16 protein-coding genes and 1 riboswitch are annotated in these 16,058 nt (G+C 73.3%); of the genes, 1 reads left to right on the top strand and 15 read right to left on the bottom strand.

The features are described 5' to 3' along the window. Nucleotides 1-15: 15 nt before the first annotated feature. The 7 genes from rplT to AC0OLQ_RS12590 all read right to left on the bottom strand — a co-directional run bounded on the left by rplT (nt 16) and on the right by AC0OLQ_RS12590 (nt 4,202). A complete protein-coding gene (rplT, locus tag AC0OLQ_RS12620) occupies nt 16-408 on the bottom strand; it encodes a 50S ribosomal protein L20 (RefSeq protein WP_091263835.1) in 393 nt (130 codons plus the stop codon). 32 nt (nt 409-440) lie between these two features. Beyond that, a complete protein-coding gene (gene rpmI / locus AC0OLQ_RS12615) occupies nt 441-635 on the bottom strand; it encodes a 50S ribosomal protein L35 (protein ID WP_132265097.1) in 195 nt (64 codons plus the stop codon). A 19-nt stretch (nt 636-654) separates the two neighbouring features. Continuing rightward, nucleotides 655-1,305 carry a translation initiation factor IF-3 gene (infC, locus tag AC0OLQ_RS12610; protein ID WP_357342532.1) on the bottom strand — a complete coding sequence of 217 codons (651 nt, stop codon included), beginning with the start codon at nt 1,303-1,305 and terminating at the stop codon, nt 655-657. A 326-nt stretch (nt 1,306-1,631) separates the two neighbouring features. Beyond that, the gene (locus tag AC0OLQ_RS12605) at nt 1,632-2,093 is read right to left on the bottom strand and encodes a PH domain-containing protein (protein ID WP_357342530.1); all 462 of its coding nucleotides are present in this window, start codon (nt 2,091-2,093) and stop codon (nt 1,632-1,634) included. Then, nucleotides 2,090-3,052, bottom strand: a complete 963-nt coding sequence (locus AC0OLQ_RS12600) for a DMT family transporter (RefSeq protein WP_484531458.1) — start codon at nt 3,050-3,052, stop codon at nt 2,090-2,092. The genes AC0OLQ_RS12605 and AC0OLQ_RS12600 overlap by 4 nt, the downstream gene beginning before the upstream one ends. Next, nucleotides 3,049-3,894, bottom strand: coding sequence for an ATP phosphoribosyltransferase (hisG, locus tag AC0OLQ_RS12595; protein WP_357342525.1), 846 nt, complete (start codon nt 3,892-3,894; stop codon nt 3,049-3,051). Before hisG ends, AC0OLQ_RS12600 begins: the two co-directional genes overlap by 4 nt. 44 nt (nt 3,895-3,938) lie before the next feature. Next, nucleotides 3,939-4,202, bottom strand: a complete 264-nt coding sequence (locus AC0OLQ_RS12590; protein ID WP_456178755.1) for a phosphoribosyl-ATP diphosphatase — start codon at nt 4,200-4,202, stop codon at nt 3,939-3,941. A gap of 481 nt (nt 4,203-4,683) precedes the next feature. Here AC0OLQ_RS12590 and AC0OLQ_RS12585 point away from each other — a divergent pair, with 481 nt between their 5' ends. Then, the gene (locus AC0OLQ_RS12585; protein WP_484531457.1) at nt 4,684-5,649 is read left to right on the top strand and encodes a helix-turn-helix domain-containing protein; all 966 of its coding nucleotides are present in this window, start codon (nt 4,684-4,686) and stop codon (nt 5,647-5,649) included. Between the two features lie 84 nt (nt 5,650-5,733). Here the strand turns inward: AC0OLQ_RS12585 and AC0OLQ_RS12580 are convergent, their stop codons facing one another. From AC0OLQ_RS12580 to rpe, 8 genes are all read right to left on the bottom strand, one after another. Then, nucleotides 5,734-9,567 carry a S8 family serine peptidase gene (locus tag AC0OLQ_RS12580; RefSeq protein ID WP_484531456.1) on the bottom strand — a complete coding sequence of 1,278 codons (3,834 nt, stop codon included), beginning with the start codon at nt 9,565-9,567 and terminating at the stop codon, nt 5,734-5,736. A gap of 218 nt (nt 9,568-9,785) precedes the next feature. Continuing rightward, nucleotides 9,786-10,283 (bottom strand): 6,7-dimethyl-8-ribityllumazine synthase, encoded by a 498-nt coding sequence (gene ribH / locus AC0OLQ_RS12575; protein ID WP_357342515.1) that lies wholly within the window; start codon nt 10,281-10,283, stop codon nt 9,786-9,788. A gap of 2 nt (nt 10,284-10,285) precedes the next feature. Continuing rightward, complete coding sequence (locus AC0OLQ_RS12570) at nt 10,286-11,551, bottom strand: bifunctional 3,4-dihydroxy-2-butanone-4-phosphate synthase/GTP cyclohydrolase II (protein ID WP_484531455.1); 1,266 nt, start codon at nt 11,549-11,551, stop codon at nt 10,286-10,288. Next, entirely contained in the window at nt 11,548-12,240 is a 693-nt protein-coding gene (gene pnuC / locus AC0OLQ_RS12565; protein ID WP_484532333.1) for a nicotinamide riboside transporter PnuC, read from the bottom strand. Before pnuC ends, AC0OLQ_RS12570 begins: the two co-directional genes overlap by 4 nt. Continuing rightward, on the bottom strand, nt 12,240-12,851 hold the full coding sequence (locus AC0OLQ_RS12560) for a riboflavin synthase (protein ID WP_484531454.1): 612 nt from the start codon (nt 12,849-12,851) through the stop codon (nt 12,240-12,242). The genes pnuC and AC0OLQ_RS12560 overlap by 1 nt, the downstream gene beginning before the upstream one ends. A gap of 1 nt (nt 12,852) precedes the next feature. After that, entirely contained in the window at nt 12,853-13,914 is a 1,062-nt protein-coding gene (gene ribD, locus AC0OLQ_RS12555; protein WP_357342508.1) for a bifunctional diaminohydroxyphosphoribosylaminopyrimidine deaminase/5-amino-6-(5-phosphoribosylamino)uracil reductase RibD, read from the bottom strand. A gap of 172 nt (nt 13,915-14,086) precedes the next feature. Beyond that, nucleotides 14,087-14,259, bottom strand: a riboswitch (FMN riboswitch). Between the two features lie 81 nt (nt 14,260-14,340). Beyond that, entirely contained in the window at nt 14,341-15,297 is a 957-nt protein-coding gene (locus AC0OLQ_RS12550) for a GGDEF domain-containing response regulator (RefSeq protein ID WP_357342506.1), read from the bottom strand. Between the two features lies 1 nt (nt 15,298). Further along, nucleotides 15,299-15,979 (bottom strand): ribulose-phosphate 3-epimerase, encoded by a 681-nt coding sequence (rpe, locus tag AC0OLQ_RS12545; RefSeq protein ID WP_357342503.1) that lies wholly within the window; start codon nt 15,977-15,979, stop codon nt 15,299-15,301. Between the last annotated feature and the right edge of the window lie 79 nt (nt 15,980-16,058).

The raw sequence follows: 16,058 nt of genomic DNA, 5'->3' as shown, positions 1-16,058 counted from the left end.
GCTGGTACGGGTGGGTCAGGCGGCCTGGGCCGCGGCGCCACCGGTGCCCTCGGCCGCCACGGCGGCGCGGGCCAGCTCGACGATCGCGGCGAACGCCGCGGCGTCGTTGACGGCCAGGTCGGCCAGGATCTTGCGGTCGACCTCGATGCCGGCCAGGCGCAGGCCCTGGATCAGCCGGTTGTAGGTCAGGCCGTTGGCCCGGGCGCCGGCGTTGATCCGCTGGATCCAGAGCTGCCGGAAGTCGCCCTTGCGGTCACGACGGTCCCGGTAGGAGTACTGCATCGAGTGCAGCACCTGCTCCTTGGCCTTGCGGTAGAGCCGGGAGCGCTGACCGCGGTAACCGCTCGCGGTCTCCAGCAGGGTACGACGCTTCTTCTGGGCGTTCACAGCCCGCTTGACGCGTGCCATCTCAACTCCTCTATCGGTTCAGGTGGCGCGCGTCAGCGGCCGAGCAGCTTCTTGATTCGCTTGACGTCAGCCTTGACCAGCTCGACGGTGCCGGTCAGCCGGCGGGTCCGGGTGGAGGCCTTCTTCTCCAGGTTGTGGCGGAGGCCGGCCTGCTGGGCAACGATCTTGCCCTTGCCGGTCACCTTGACCCGCTTGCCCATCCCCGTGTGGCTCTTCATCTTCGGCATGTGGAACGTCTTCTCCCTGTTACTGGCCGCTGGTGTCAGCGGTCGGGCCGGTCTCACCGGCTGTTGCGGTCTCGCCGGCCTCCGGGGTCTCGCCACCTGCCGGGGCGGCGGACTCCTCCGCGGCCCGGTCCCGCGGTCCACCGCGGGACGCCGTCGCGGCGACCGCGGAGGCCTTCACGGCCCGGTGCGGAGCGAGCACCATGATCATGTTTCGGCCGTCCTGCTTCGGCGCGGCCTCGACGTAACCCAGGTCCGTGATCTCGGACTCGAGCCGGCGCAGGAGCCGGTAACCCAGCTCCGGGCGGCTCTGCTCGCGACCGCGGAACATGATCGTCACCTTGACCTTGTCGCCCGCCTTGAGGAACCGCACCACGTGACCCTTCTTGGTCTCGTAGTCGTGCGGGTCGATCTTCGGCCGGAGCTTCATCTCCTTGATGACGGTCTGCTGCTGGTTACGCCGCGCTTCGCGCGCCTTCAGTGCGCTCTCGTACTTGAACTTGCCGAAGTCCATGAGCTTGCACACCGGCGGGCGCGCCATCGGCGCAACCTCGACCAGGTCCAGGTCGACGTCCGCGGCCAGCTGCAGGGCGCGCTCCAGCGGGACGATGCCCACCTGCTCACCCTCAGGGCCGACCAGTCGGACCTCACGTGCCCGGATCTGCTCGTTCACGCGTGGTTCGACGCTGATGGGGCCTCCTCGAGTCGAGTCTTCTACGGTGCCGACTCCGCGGGCTCCCGGACGGGAGCCGACCCGGAAAGCAGAAGGCCCCGGCGCATGCCAGGGCCTACTCGACCGGTCGGCACGATCACAGGATCGCGCATCCGGGACCGGGACGTGCCCGGAACCGGGAGACCGGGACCCGGCCACCTACGGGGGCGACTCGGGTGGGAGCAGGCGCTCCGCTTCAGGACCGCCCGAAGGGCAGTCTGGTCGACTCCGCAACACTACACCCTCGGCCCAGCACTCCCCAAACCGGGCCGACCGGGGCGGCGCGGTCAGCGCGGGGTGGCCAGGGCGGCCAGGTGGGCCTGGTGCAGGCGGCGCAGGGCGCGAACCGCCTCCACGGCCCGCTCCTTGTCGGCGGCTTGGAGGGCGACCATCGGCAGCAGGTCGTCGTCGTGCAGCTCCAGGCTGGCCCACGGGGCGCCCCGGTCGAACCGGACCCCGCGGATCACCTCCCAGGGCAGCTCGTAGGAGCTGATCACGTTGCGGACCCGGACGCCCCGGGCGTCGGCCACCACCCGGGGGCGGGTGAAGAGCAGGAAGCCGAGGGCCCCGAAGACGCCCAGCCCCACCATGGCGAGCTGGTCGCCCCGCTGGAACGAGCCGTAGCCGTCGCCGGTCGCTCCGCGCAGGGAGGTGGCCACCAGGCTGAACACCACCAGCAGCGTGACGGCCGACGCCCAGCAGACCACCCGGACCCGCCGCGGCCGCACGGTCACCACTGAATCGCTCACGAGACCAGTCTGCCATCCGGTTCGCGCTCCGGCTCCGCCGCCACACGCCGTGGCGCGCGCCGCCCCAGGCCGGCCACCAGCACCGCCACCCCGGTGAGCGCCGCCCCCGCCAGCACCGGCAGCCGGACCCCGGCGCCGCCGGGCAGCGCCACGTCCAGCAGCAGGGCTCCGCCGAGCTGCCCGGCCACCAGCGCCAGGCCGGTGCGCAGCACCCCGGCGGCGCGGACACCGACCAGCAGGGCGAGCACGATGCCGACGCCGAACAGGCCACCGACGTAGAGCCACCACTCGGTGGGCCAGCTCGGGTGGCGGGTGAGCACGCCAGCCAGCGCCGCCACCGCGGCGATCACCGAGGTGCTGACCGCGAAGTTCACCGCCAGCCCGGCGGCCGGGCCGACGGCCGCCGCGACCCGCCCGTTGAGCGCGGACTGCAGCGCCACCGCCAGGCCGCCGGCGACCGAGAGCAGCACCAGCCCGACCGCCAGGTCGCCGACCGGCCGGCCGAGCTGGGCCAGGGTCACCGCGGCGATCCCGAGCAGCGCCCCGACCACCCGGGGCCCGGTGAGCGGCAGCCGGCCCGTCGCGGCCAGCCCGGCCCGGTCGACGGTCAGCCCGCCGAGGCTACCCCCGGCCACCTGGGCGATCGTGAAGATCGCCACCCCGAGCGCCGGCACGACGAACGGGCCGATCACCACGATCGCCGCCCCGCCCAGGCCGCCCAGGTAGGCCCACCAGGGCAGTCCGGAGCGGCGCAGCCCGGCCAGCCCGGCCCGCATCGACGGGACGGCGACCAGGCCGAGCAGCACGATCAGGCAGCCGCCGAGGTTGTTGACCACCGCGCCGACGAGCGGGTCGCCGGCCCGCTCACCCAGCTCGGCGTTGACCACGCCCTGCGCGGCCGAGGCCACCCCGCCCAGGACCACCACGGCCAGGGCGGCCGGGAGCGGCAGCGGCCTCACAGCCGGCAGGCGTGGATGTTGGTGACCAGGATGGCCCGGGCGCCCAGCTCGTAGAGCTCGTCCATGATCCGGTGCACGTCGTCGCGGAGCACCATGGCCTGCACCGCCACCCAGCCCTCCCGGTGCAGCGGGGAGACCGTCGGCGACTCGATGCCCGGGGTGAGCGAGCTGGCCCGGTCCAGCAGTCCGGCCGGCACGTCGTAGGCGAGCATCACGTAGCGCCGGGCTACCAGCACGCCGTGCAGCCGGCGCAGCAGCTGCTCCTGCTGGGCGCTGCCGGCGCTGCCGGCGCGGCGGACCAGCACCGCGGACGAGCGCAGCAGCGGCTCACCGAAGACCACCAGGCCGGCCTGGCGCAGGGTGGCGCCGGTCTCCACCACGTCGGCGACCACGTCGGCCACGCCGAGCCGGATGGCGTTCTCCACCGCGCCGTCCAGCCGGATCACCTCGGCCTTGATGTCCAGCTCGGCCAGGTGCCGCTCGACCAGCCCGGGGTACGCGGTGGCGATCCGGTGCCCGCCGAGCTGCTGGACCGAGTCCACGTCGCCGGGGCGGGCGGCGAACCGGAAGGTGGCCCGGCCGAAGCCGAGGTCGACGATCTCCTCGGCCGGCGCGCCGGAGTCGACCAGCAGGTCGCGCCCCGTGACGCCGACGTCCAGGTCGCCGGAGCCGACGTAGGTGGCGATGTCCTTGGGGCGCAGGTAGAAGAACTCGATGTCGTTGGGCTCGTCCCGGCAGACCAGGTCCTTCGGGTCGGTGCGCTGGCGGTAGCCCGCCTCGCGCAGCATCCCGGCGGCCGACTCGGCCAGGGCGCCCTTGTTGGGTACGGCGACACGCAGCATGGGAGTGCTCCTTCGATCGATCAGGTGATCAGCGGATAGGGCACTCAGAGATGTCGGTAGACGTCCTTCAGTTCGAGACCGGTGGCCAGCATCAGCACCTGGGCCTGGTAGAGCAGCTGGGAGATCTCCTCCGCAGCTCGCTCCGGACCCTCGTGCTCGGCCGCCATCCACGACTCGGCCGCCTCCTCGACGACCTTCTTGCCGATGAAGTGCACCCCCCGCTCGAGCGCGGCGACCGTGCCCGAGCCCGGGGTGCCGGCGGCGGCCTTGGCCTGCAGCTCGGCGAACAGCTCCTCGAACGTCTTCACGGGAGGCGATTCTTCCAGCCGTGCGGACCGGCGGCACGCTCCGGGGTGGGGACGGGGTGTTGCCGAGCGCGCCTCACCTCCGGTCACGCCGGCCGACGCCGCCCCGCCGTCGCCGCCAGGGAGTCCCGCACCACTTGGCGAAACTCCGCCGGGCGGTTCGCGTGCACCGCGTGCCCGCCGTCGATGCGGCGCTGTGATCCGCGTCAACCGCTCCCATCACGCGGGAAGTTGTTCAGCTCGGTCACCACCGCCTTTCGTGCGGCCCAGTGGTACGGCAGCTCACCGTCAAGAGAGCCGGATTGGCGCTGCGTAGCAGATCGGCCGGGCCGGCGACGGCGTCAGCAGCGAAGGGGCCGCGGTGTACGGCTGCCGCCGACCGAGGACTGGACAGGATCTTGACGGCCGCCTGGGAGCGCTCCAGGATCGGGCCCAGCGGACCCGCGGCCGGGGTGGGCCGCCCTAGTCGGGGTGTGGTGGTCAGTTGCTGGGCGCATTCGGTCTGACCGGGTCGGAGGAGAAGGTCTACCTGGAGCTGGTCGGTGGTCGACCGGGCACCGCGACGGAACTCGCCGAACGCCTCGCCATCGGCGTCGACGAGATCGAGGAGGCGCTCGCCCGGCTCGGGCGTTCCGGTCTCGTGCGCGTGATCGCCGGTCGTGCCGGCGCCGCCCCGCCCGACCTGGCCATCGACTCGCTGCTGGCCCAGCGCGTGCGGGAGTTGGAGGAGGCGCGGACCGGTCTGTGGGAGTGGCTGCGGCAGCAGCGCGGAGCGGACCCGATCGACCAGGGCGTCCAGATGGTGGTCGGTGTGGCGCCGCTCATGCAGACGTTCGACCAGTTGCTGCGCGGCGCGCAGGAGGAGGTGCTCGGGTTCGAGTGCCCGCCCTACGCTCCGCAGCTCAACGACAATCCCACCGAGCTGGAACTGCTCGGTCGGGGCGTCGCCTTCCGCGTGGTGTACGACCGGCGCGCGCTGGAACGACCGGGCGCCGCGGCCCACATCGGCCGGTTCGTGGCCGCCGGCGAGCAGGCGCGGGTCGCGGTGAACGTGCCCGGAAAGCTGGCGGTGGCCGACCGGCGGATGGCCATGCTGTCGTTGCCCGGCGGGACGGAGAGCACGGAACCCTGGGCGGTGATGGTGCGTGGCGCCACCTGGGTCGAAGTGCTCGTGGCGCTGTTCACCGAGGTATGGGACAGGTCCACGCCCCTCCGGCTCGCCCCGGCCACCGCGGTCCTCGACGACGTCGACCGGCGGGCGGTGCCCACCCCGGTCGACCTGCGGATCCTGTCCCTGCTGATGACCGGCCTGCCGGACAAAGCGGTCGCATCCCAACTGGGCGTCTCCGTGCGTACCGTGCAGCGGCGGCTGCGGCAGCTGATGGACGTGACCGGGAGCGCGACCCGGATGCAGCTCGGGTGGTTCGCGGCCCGCAACGACTGGCTGTGACACCGGCCGCCGCGAGCGGGTCGGAGCGCGGACAGGTCGTGGGCCGTCCCGCCGGGTGTCGGCGGGACGGCCCACGACGGCAGGTCAGTTCGTGACCGTGACCGACACGGTGACCGGGGTCACCGCGTGCTTCGCGCCGTCGTTCGTGATGAGAACGGTGGCGACGTGGGTACCCGGAGCCAGGCCGGTGGTGTCGACGGTGATGGTGAAGTCCTGCTTCGTCCCGGGCTCCACCTGACCGGACCCGGCGACGGACAGCCACGGCACGTCGCTGTAGGCCGGGAGCGACCCGTCGACGTGGTAGACCTTGCTGCCGTACGGGCGGAAGATGGCGTTGCCGACCACCCACAGGTTGCCCTGCTCGTCGAGGTCCAGTCCGGCGCCGCTGAGCGGGTTCGGGTCGGGGTCCGGCACCGAGGCCAGCGCCGCACAGCTGTCCGGGTCCAGCGCCCAGATCGACTCCTCGCTGTCCTGGTTGATGCCCCACAGCACGTTGTGCTTCTCGTTGAGCGCCAGCCCGGTCATCCACGGGATGGGCGGCGTGCACTCGCCGAGCACCGACCCGGGCTGCGGGTGGGACAGACCGGCGAGGTGCCGGATGACGCCGTCACCGCTGAGGTAGAAGGTGTCGTCCGAGGCGCGGTACGCCAGCCCGTAGTAGAGCTTGCCGGCCCACGGCCCGGTGATCGTCTCCTTCACCTCCAGGGTGTCCGGATCGAAGCAGACGATCGGCAGGTCCCCGATGAACGACATCTTCGGCGCGCACATCAGGTTGCGGTTGGCCACGTACGCCATGTCCGAGGGCCAGCCGCCGATGTCCAGCACACCCTTGGCGAGCGACCGGCCGTCGGTGGCGAAGCGCTGCAACTGTCCCCACAGGTACGAGTTGGAGACGATCAGCTCCCCGTTTCGGTAGCCGGCGCCGTAGGCGGTGTAGAAGTCCTTCACCGGGAACGAGCTGAGCAGCTTGCCGGGCACACCGGCCGGTGGCGTCGGCGAGTTGATCTCCCGGGCCAGCCAGCTGGCCGGCAGGTCACCGCGGTTGGTCAGGGTCACCGTCGCGGTCCGGGTCGTCCCGGCCTGGGCGCTCAGCGTGACGGCGCTCCGGTTGGCCACCAGCAGCGGCGTACGCAGGTCGAGGTCCCGGGTCACCACCTCCGTCTCGCGGACGGCGACGGTGGCCGCGGGCAGGTCGTAGCCGGGCTGCAGGCCGTGCACCGTCACCGCCCCGGCCGGCGCCTCCAGCTGGTAGAAGCCGTCGGCGTCGGTGGTCGCGGTGATCGGCTGCGGCGCGTCCGGCGACTCCACCTGCACGGTGGCGCCGGCGAGCGGCTGGCGGTCGTTCGCGTCGCGGACCGTGCCGCGCAGCAGGCCGTGGCCCGGCACCCGGAAGGTCACCGCGGCGCGGTCGTCCAGCACCGCCTCGTCCCGCGAGTACGTGATCGCCGCCCGTCCGCTGGCATCCTCGATGCCGACGGTCGCCGAACCTCCGGCCGCGGTGCCGTTGCCGAGGCCGCGGTACTGGATGCCGACCGTGCCGTTCTCGTCGAGCCGCACCTGGACGTCCACCCGGGTCTTCGGTGCGCTCTTCAGCGCGGCCCGGTGCCAGGTCACCACGAACTGCCGCGCCGCCCCGGAGCCGGACGCGGCGGTGCGCACGGTCGAGGCGTCGTCGAGGACGAGGTCGTCCCAGAACGCGTAGACGGCCGCGGGTGCGACCGCGGGGGCGGGCAGCGGGCCGTTGCCGCCCACGGACGTGCCGGTGTCGCCGCCGAAGGTCAGGTAACCGTCGGTGTGCACGCCGATCCGGGTGTACGTCGTGCCGTAGAAGGTCATCGGGAACGGCAGGTCCACCGCCCGGCTGGCGGTGTCGCCGCTGAGGGCGAGCACACGACCGCCGTCGACCCAGTTCGCGGCGGCCGATCCCGCGGCGTACCCGTGCCGGTCGGTCTTGGCGGCGAGCGCCACGTCGACCGTCTCCGGCCCGTCCACGGTCAGCGCCACGGTCTTCGGGGCCAGCCACCGCCCGTACTCGACCAGCAAGTCGTAGCCGGCCTCGGGCAGCATCCCCGTGTAGCGGCCGTCGTCGCCGGTGACGAACGGCGGGAACGTCTCGCCGGCCAGCGACAGGCGCGCGCCGGCGACCGGCTTGCCGGCCGGGTCGGTGACGGTGCCCTGCACCGGGTGCCAGGCAGCGGACTCGGACAGGTCCACGGTGAGGTCGGCCGTCCCGTCGCCGGGCACGGTGATGGTCTGCCGCTGCGTGCGCTGCGCGAAGAACGTGGCGGTCAGGGTGTACTCGCCGGCCGGGACCCGGCCCAGCTGGACGCCGCCACCGGCGTCGGTGCGGGCGGTCCGGGTCACCGCGGAGGAGGTGAGGGTGATCTGCGCTCCGGGCAGCGGGTTGCCGCCCCGGGTCGCGTGCACCACCACACCGCCCAGCTGCGCCGTCGACGCCTGGGTCACCAGGTCGTACGCGTCCAGCCGGCCCTCGCCGTAGACGTTGTTGTCGGCCGCGGTGCCGCCGCACTGCCGATCGTCGACGTCGTGCGCGGTGCGGTCCAGCAGCTGCCGGGTCGTGGCCACGTCACGGCGCAGGTTCGGCACCGCCGACCAGGCGAGGGCGACCGCGCCCGCGACGTGCGGGGCGGCCATCGACGTGCCGTCCATGACGGCGTAGTCGCCGCCGGGCACGGTGGACACGATGCCCACCCCGGGTGCGGTGATGTCCGGGCGGATCGCGCCCTCGCGGCCCGGGCCGCGGCTCGAGAACGAGCCGATGGCGCCGGTGGAGTCGGTCGCGCCGACCGCGTAGGTCAGCGGGTTGCTACCCGGGTAGCCGGCCGTGGCGCAGGGATCGGATCCGTTGTCGGCCTCGTTGCCGACCGAGAAGACGGGGAAGATTCCGGCGGCGACCCAGGTGTCGACGATCTGGTCGTAGAAGGTGCTGCCGTCGTCGACGGCGCCCCAGGAGTTGTTGATGATGTCCGGCGCGAGGTCGGGCCGGGGGTTCTGGCCGGCGCGGTCGGTCGGCGCGATCATCCACTGCCCCGCGGCGAGCAGCGAGGCGTCGGTGCAGTAGTTGTACTCGCAGCCCTTGGCCGCGATCCAGGTGGCACCCGGGGCGACACCGGTGGCCCGGCCGGCGCCGTCGTCGCCGACCATCGTCCCCACCGTGTGGGTGCCGTGTCCGTAGTTGTCGCAGGGCGCGCCGGACGGGCAGATCCCGGTCGGGTCGAACCAGTTGTAGTCGTGGGAGTAGGTGCCGTCGTCGCGGGTGCCGCGGTACTGCCGGACCAGCGCCGGGTGGTCGTACTGCACCCCGGAGTCGATGCTGCCGACGACGATGCCGTCACCGCGGGCGCCGTACTCGTTCCACACCTTGTCGGCGCCGACGGACGTGAGGTTCCACAGCAGCGGGCTGTCGGCGGCGGCGGTGGCGCCCGCGGTGCGGACCGGCTCCTCCAGCTTGGTCCCGCCGATCGGGGTGATCCGGGCGACCTCCGCCCGGCCGGCCAGGTCGGTCACCAGATCCAGGTCACCGGTGACCGCGATGACGTTCGCGATCCAGTACGGCGTGAAGTCGGCCCGCCGGTCCCGCAGCAGCTTCCGGAGCCCGCCCTGGGTCCGCTCGGCGTGCGCCACCTTGGTCTCGTACACCCGGGTGGTGCGGGCCGTCCGGCCCGCCCTGCCGGCGGCGGACCGCTCGACCCGGTCCAGCTCCGCGTCGTCCAGGCGGGCCTCGTCGGCCAGCTCGACGAAGACGCGCATGCTGGTGCCGGCGCGCAGCGGGGCGAGCACCTGGGGATCCACCTTGCGCAGTGGGTCCGGCGCGGCGGCGGTGGGGGCGGCCGCCAGGGCCGTGCCGGTGGGCAGTGCGAGCAGCAGGGCCAGTGTCGCGGCGACAGCGGCCGTCACACGGGTCGTTCCGTGTCTGGATCTGAACATGACGACGTTTCCTCCTCCAGGCGGTGCCGAGTGAGGTCGGCACCGCCGTCGAGGATTCTCGGCTGCCAGAAGTTCAGCTCGCCGTCATGATCGATGGCGGAGAAAGGACATGTCCGGTCTCCGCCACCCCTGGTCGGCCGCATCGCACCGGGGCTGGCCGGTCGGCGGCGGGTCGCGGGCCTCGCGGCTCAGACGCCGAAGCCGACCCGCTGGCCGCTGGTGGCCAGGCCGCGGATCGCCAGCGCGGCGTCCAGCGCCGCCACGGTGGCCGCCCAGCCCTTGTCCTCCGCCGAGCCGGGCAGCCCGGCCCGGTCCCGGGCCTGCTCGATGTTCTCCACGGTGAGCACCCCGTGGGCCACCGGCTTGCCCTCGTCCAGCGCCACCCGGGTCAGCCCCTCGGTGACCGACTGGCAGACGTAGTCGAAGTGGGCGGTGGCGCCCCGCACCACCACGCCGAGGGCGACGACCACGTCGTACCGGCGGGCCATCGCCTGGGCCACCACGGGCAGCTCGACCGAGCCGGCCACCCGGGCCACCACCGACCGCGCGCCGCACGCCTCGGCCGCGGCCACCGCCCGCTCGACCATGTGGTCGGTGAGGTCGCCGTGCCAGCGCGCGGCCACGATGCCGACGGTCAGCCCGCCGGCGTCCACCGCGGTCACGCCCGGTTCGCCGAAACCCGCCATGTCTATGCTCCGATCTCGTTGCCGGCGACCGGGCGGCCCATCGGCGCCTCGGTCACCTCGTCCAGCCCCTCCAGGAGGTGGCCCATCCGGTCCCGCTTGGTCCGCAGGTAGCGCACGTTCTCCGGGTTGGACCGCACGGGCAGTCCCTCCCGGCCGCTCACCGTGAGGCCGTACCCCTCCAGGCCGGCCCGCTTCGCGGGGTTGTTGGTCAGCAGCCGCATCGAGCGGACGCCGAGGTCGTAGAGGATCTGCGCGCCGGTGCCGTAGTCCCGGGCATCGGCCGGCAGGCCCAGGTCGAGGTTCGCGTCCACGGTGTCCCGGCCCTGGTCCTGGAGCTGGTACGCCTGGAGCTTGTGCAGCAGGCCGATGCCCCGCCCCTCGTGCCCGCGCACGTAGAGCACCACGCCGCGCCCCTCCTGGGCCACCCGGGCCAGCGCGGCCTGCAACTGCGGGCCGCAGTCGCAGCGCAGCGAGCCGAAGACGTCGCCGGTGAGGCACTCGGAGTGCACCCGGACCAGCACGTCCTTCCCGTCGCCCAGGTCGCCCATAACCAGCGCCACGTGCTCGGCGGGGTCGTGCTCGGCGCGGTAGCCGAGCGCCTGGAACACCCCGTACGGGGTGGGCATCCGCGCCTCGGCGACCTGCTCGACCTGCTTCTCGGTGCGCCGCCGGTAGGCGATCAGATCGGCGATGGTGACCAGGGTCAGCCCGTGCTCGGCGCAGAACTTCTCCAGGTCCGGCAGGCGCATCATGGTGCCGTCGTCGTTGACCAGCTCGCAGAGCACCCCGGCCGGGCGCAGCCCGGCCAGCCGGGTCAGGTCCACGGCCGCCTCGGTGTGCCCGGGGCGGCGCAGCACCCCGCCCTCGCGGGCGCGCAGCGGCACCACGTGCCCGGGGCGGGCCAGGTCGGTCGGGTCGGTCGACGCGGCGGCGAGCAGCCGGATGGTGTGCGACCGGTCGGCGGCGGAGATGCCGGTGGAGATCCCCTCCCGGGCGTCCACGGTCACCGTGTACGCGGTGCCCCGCCGGTCCTGGTTGGTGTGGTGCATGGGCGGCAGGTCCAGCCGGTCGCACTCGCTCTCGGTGAGCGGCACGCAGATGTAGCCGGAGGTGTAGCGGACCATGAACGCGACCAGCTCCGGGGTGGCCAGCTCGGCCGCGAAGATCAGGTCGCCCTCGTTCTCCCGGTCCTCGTCGTCGACCACGACGACGGGCCGGCCGGCGGCGATGTCCGCCACCGCCTGCTCGATGCTCCCGAAAGTGCTCATGCCACGGCCTCCGAGTACGTCGGCGGAATCGGGGTGCGGGCGGGCGGGGTCGCCCGGGAGGTGCGCCACCAGGCGTACAGGCCGACGGCGCAGAACCCGCCGTAGACCAGGTACATGGCGGCCGACGGGTAGAACCCGCCCTGGAGCAGCAGCGGCACGCCGACCGCGTCGACGGCGATCCAGATGAGCCAGAACTCCACCCAGCCCCGGGCCATGCCGTAGGTGGCGAGCAGGCTGCCGACCAGGATCCAGGCATCCGGCAGCGGCCCCCAGGAGCCCAGCGCGCCCAGCACCGGGTACGCGGCCGCGGTGCCCACCGCCGCGGCGGCGAGCAGACCCAGCCGTTCCCGCCAGGTGGCCCAGCGCGGGGTGACCGCCGCCTGCTCCCCGCCGGAGCGGCGGTTGCGCGACCAGCGCCACCAGCCGTAGACGCTGACGGCGAAGAAGAAGACCTGCCGGCCGGCCTGGCCGTAGAGGTCGTGCGCCTGCGGGGTGGCGAAGACGCCGCCCAGGAAGACGGTGAACAGCAACGCGTTGCCGATCATGCCGACCGGCCAGGCCCAGACCAGCCGGCGCAGCCCGAACAGCGCCGAGACGAGACCGAAGACGTTACCGACGATCTCCCGGACCAGCACCGGCGAGCCGGCCACGTGCACCTGGGCGTCGAGCAGCCAGCCGAGCGGTCCCATCACCGCTCACCGCCCGCCGCGCGGTCGCCGAGCAGCCGCTCGACGTACTTGGCCAGCACGTCGACCTCGAGGTTGACCGGGTCGCCGACGTCCTTGGCGCCGAGGGTGGTGAGCTTGAGGGTGGTGGGGATCAGCCCGACCGAGAACCAGTCGTCGCCGACCTCGGCGACGGTCAGCGAGATGCCGTCGACGGTGATCGAGCCCTTCTCCACCACGTAGCGGGACAGGTCGGCGGGGAGCCGGAACCGGACCGTCTCCCACTGCGCGGCCGGCTCCCGGTGCAGCACCTCGCCGACGCCGTCGACGTGGCCCTGCACCAGGTGGCCGCCGAGGCGGCTGTTCAGCGCCGCGGCCCGCTCCAGGTTGACCGGGTCGCCGGGACGCAGCGCGCCGAGCGCGGTGCGGCGCAGCGTCTCGCCCATCACGTCGGCGGTGAAGATCCCGCCGTCGACGTCGACCACGGTGAGACAGACCCCGTTGACCGCGATCGAGTCGCCGTGCCGGGCGTCCGAGGTGACCAGCGGGCCGCGGACCGCGACCAGCGCCGAGTCACCCCCGGTTTCGCTGGTCCGGACGATCTCGCCCAGTTCCTCGACGATGCCGGTGAACATGTCAGGCCTCCCTCTTCCGGGGCAGCGCGGTGATCCGCAGGTCGGGGCCGACCTGCGTAACGTCGGTGAGCTCCAGATCGATGGCGTCGGCGATGGTGGTCACGCCGGCGTCCAGGAGCGCGGTCGGGCCGGCGCCGAGCAGCTTCGGCGCGACGTACCCGACGATCTTGTCGACCAGGCCGGCGGCGAGGAACGCGCCGGCCAGGGTGGGGCCGCCCTCCAGCAGCGCGGCCCGCACGCCGCGGTGGTGCAGCTCCGCGAGCAGCGCCGCGAGGTCGACCTTGCCGTCCGGGCCGGCCCCGACCTCCGCGGCGGTGGCGACCCAGGTCCGGGCGGCGCCGTCGCGGACCCGGGCCTCGGCCGGGGTACGCCCCGAGCTGTCCACCACCACGCGCAGCGGCTGCCGGATGGCCAGGGTGCCGTCGCGCAGGTTGCGCGCGGTGAGCCGGGGATCGTCGGCGAGCACGGTGCCCACCCCGGCGATCACCGCGTCGACGGTGCCGCGCAGGGCGTGTACGTCGATCCGGGCCGCCTCGGAGGTGATCCACATGCTGGTGCCGTCGGCCGCCGCGGAGCGCCCGTCGAGGGTGGCCGCGTACTTCCAGATCAGGTACGGCCAGCCGCGGCGCATCGAGGTGAGCCAGGCGATGTTGCCGGCCTCGGCCTCCTCGGTGCGTACCCCGAGTTCGACCTGGACGCCGGCGGCGCGCAGGGTGGCCGCGCCGCCGGAGGCGACCGGGTTGGGGTCCGGAACGGCGATCACCACGCGGGCGACGCCGGCGGCGATGAGCGCGTGGCTGCAGGGGCCGGTGCGGCCGGTGTGGTCGCAGGGTTCCAGGGTGACCACCGCGGTGCCGCCGCGGGCGCGCTTGCCGGCCTGGGCCAGCGCGACGATCTCGGCGTGCGGACCGCCCGCGTACGCGTGGAAGCCCTCGCCGGCGACCTCGCCGTCGGCGTCCAGCAGGACGCAGCCGACCACCGGGTTGGGGCTGGTCGCGCCGAGGCCGCGGGCGGCCAGCGCGATCGCGCGACGCATCGCCTCGTCCGTGGAGACGCTCGACATCGCCAGCCCTGCCCTCTCGCTCGTCGGTCGACGCGCGGGCGGGTCAGGGAGCGTGCGGCACGGGTGCCGCGGACACGCGGCGGCGGAGATCCGGGGACGGCACAGCCGACCCCGGGGGGCCCACGCGGCGGCTGAGGGTGCTCAGCGCGCCCGGCAGGGCTCTCCCCGTCCCGCGCGCTGTCTCCCATCCGGACTTTCTGGGGGCGGACGAGCCGCACCCCAACCGTCGGCCCCGGATTCTCACCAGGTCCACCGTCCGGCCGAAGCCGTCCGGGTCGCGGGCTTACCACGGTCGGACCGTGGATCACCGCCGGTTCGGAATTTCACCGAGCCCCGCCAGCGCGTGGTGGGTACACCGGAAGTCTTACACGTCGGGCGGCGCGTCGCGCCACAGAGGCGAGCTACCTCACAGGGAACTGAGCACGATCACGTAACTCCGCGGCGGCGGTCCACCGCCACGTACGAGCCGGGTTGGCTCTTGGCGACCGTTTTCATCTCGGATGCCACGGCGATCGCCTCCAGCGGGTCGGTGAAGCGTTTGCCGGAGTCGGAGAGGGAGACGCCGATCGAGAGGGTGACCAGGGCGGCCCGGCGGATGTTGCCCCGCCGGTCCTTCAGCTCGACGAAGCCGCGCTCCCGGTCGGTGGCGTCGTAGAGGGCGTCGGCGGCCTTCTCGAAGTCGACCACGGCCCGGCTGGTCAGCGGCCGGACCTGGGACGGGGTGCAGACGATGACGAAGTCGTCGCCGCCGACGTGGCCGAGGAAGGCCGGCGGCAGGCCGATCGAGACCACCGCCCGGTGCAGGCTGCGGGCCAGCGCGGAGATGAACTCGTCGCCGCGGACGAAGCCGTAGCGGTCGTTGACGCTCTTGAACCGGTCGATGTCGATGTAGCCGACGGCGTAGTCGACGCCGCTGCGCACCCGGTCGCTGATCTCCCGCCGGATCCGGCTGTTGCCGGGCAGCCCGGTCAGCGGGGAGACCTCCCGGAACTCCTTGTTGCGGCGCAGCGTGGAGCTGACCCGGGCGACCAGTTCGGCGGTGTCGAACGGCTTGACCAGGTAGTCGTCCGCGCCGGCGCTGAGGCCGTTGACCTTGTCGGAGGTCATCCCCTTGGCGGTCAGCATGATCACCGGCAGGGCAGAGGTCATCGGGTCGGCGCGCAGCCGGCGGGTCAGCTCCAGGCCGTCGATCCGCGGCATCATCAGGTCGACCACGGCCAGGTCCGGCCGGTGCCGCTCGATGACCTCCAGGGCCTCCTGGCCGTCGCCGGCGTGCAGCACCTCGAAGCCGTGCAGCCGCAGGTTGAACTCGACGAAGCGGGCGATGTCCTCGTCGTCGTCGACGACCAGGATGACGTCGGGTCGATCGCCGGCCGGCTCCATCTCAGCCCCCGGTCGTCGCGCGTTCCGCCAGGCCGCGCAGCCGGCGGACCGCCTCGGCCGGGTCGTCGGCGCCGTAGACCGCGGTGCCGGCGACGAAGGCGTCGGCGCCCGCCGCGGCGGCCTGTTCGATGGTGTCCGCGGCGATCCCGCCGTCCACCTCGATACGCAGCTCCAGGTGCCCGCTCGCCGCGTGCCGCCGGGCGGCGCGCACCTTGTCCAGCAGATGGGGGATGAACCGCTGGCCGCCGAAGCCGGCCTTGATCGTCATGATCAGCAGCGTGTCGAAGCTCGGCAGCAGCTCCAGGTACGGCTCGATCGGGGTGTCCCGGTCGATCGCCAGCCCCGCCTTCGCCCCGGCCGACCGCAGGTCCTTGGCCAGCGCCACCGGGTCGTCGCACGCCTCGGCGTGGAACGTCACGTTGTACGCCCCGGCGTCGGCGTACCCGGGGGCCCAGCGGCGCGGGTCCTCGATCATGAGGTGCACGTCGAAGGGCAGCTCGGTCGCCGCGCGCAGGCTCTGCACCACCGGCAGCCCGATCGTCAGATTGGGCACGAAGTGGTTGTCCATGACGTCCACGTGCAACCAGTCGGCGGCGTGCTCGACGGCGCGGACCTCGTCGGCGAGGCGGGCGAAGTCGGCGGCCAGGATGCTGGGCGCGACGATCAGCGGCGGTACGGTCACCGGGCCAGTGTACGAACGCGGTCACCCACCGCCGCCAGCGCGGCACCGTCGGGAACTCGCTGTGATCCAGACGTGACCC

Source organism: Micromonospora sp. Utrum1, assembly GCF_057197805.1.
Note: the sequence above shows the minus strand (reverse complement) of the source record. Positions and strands in the feature narration are given on the sequence as shown.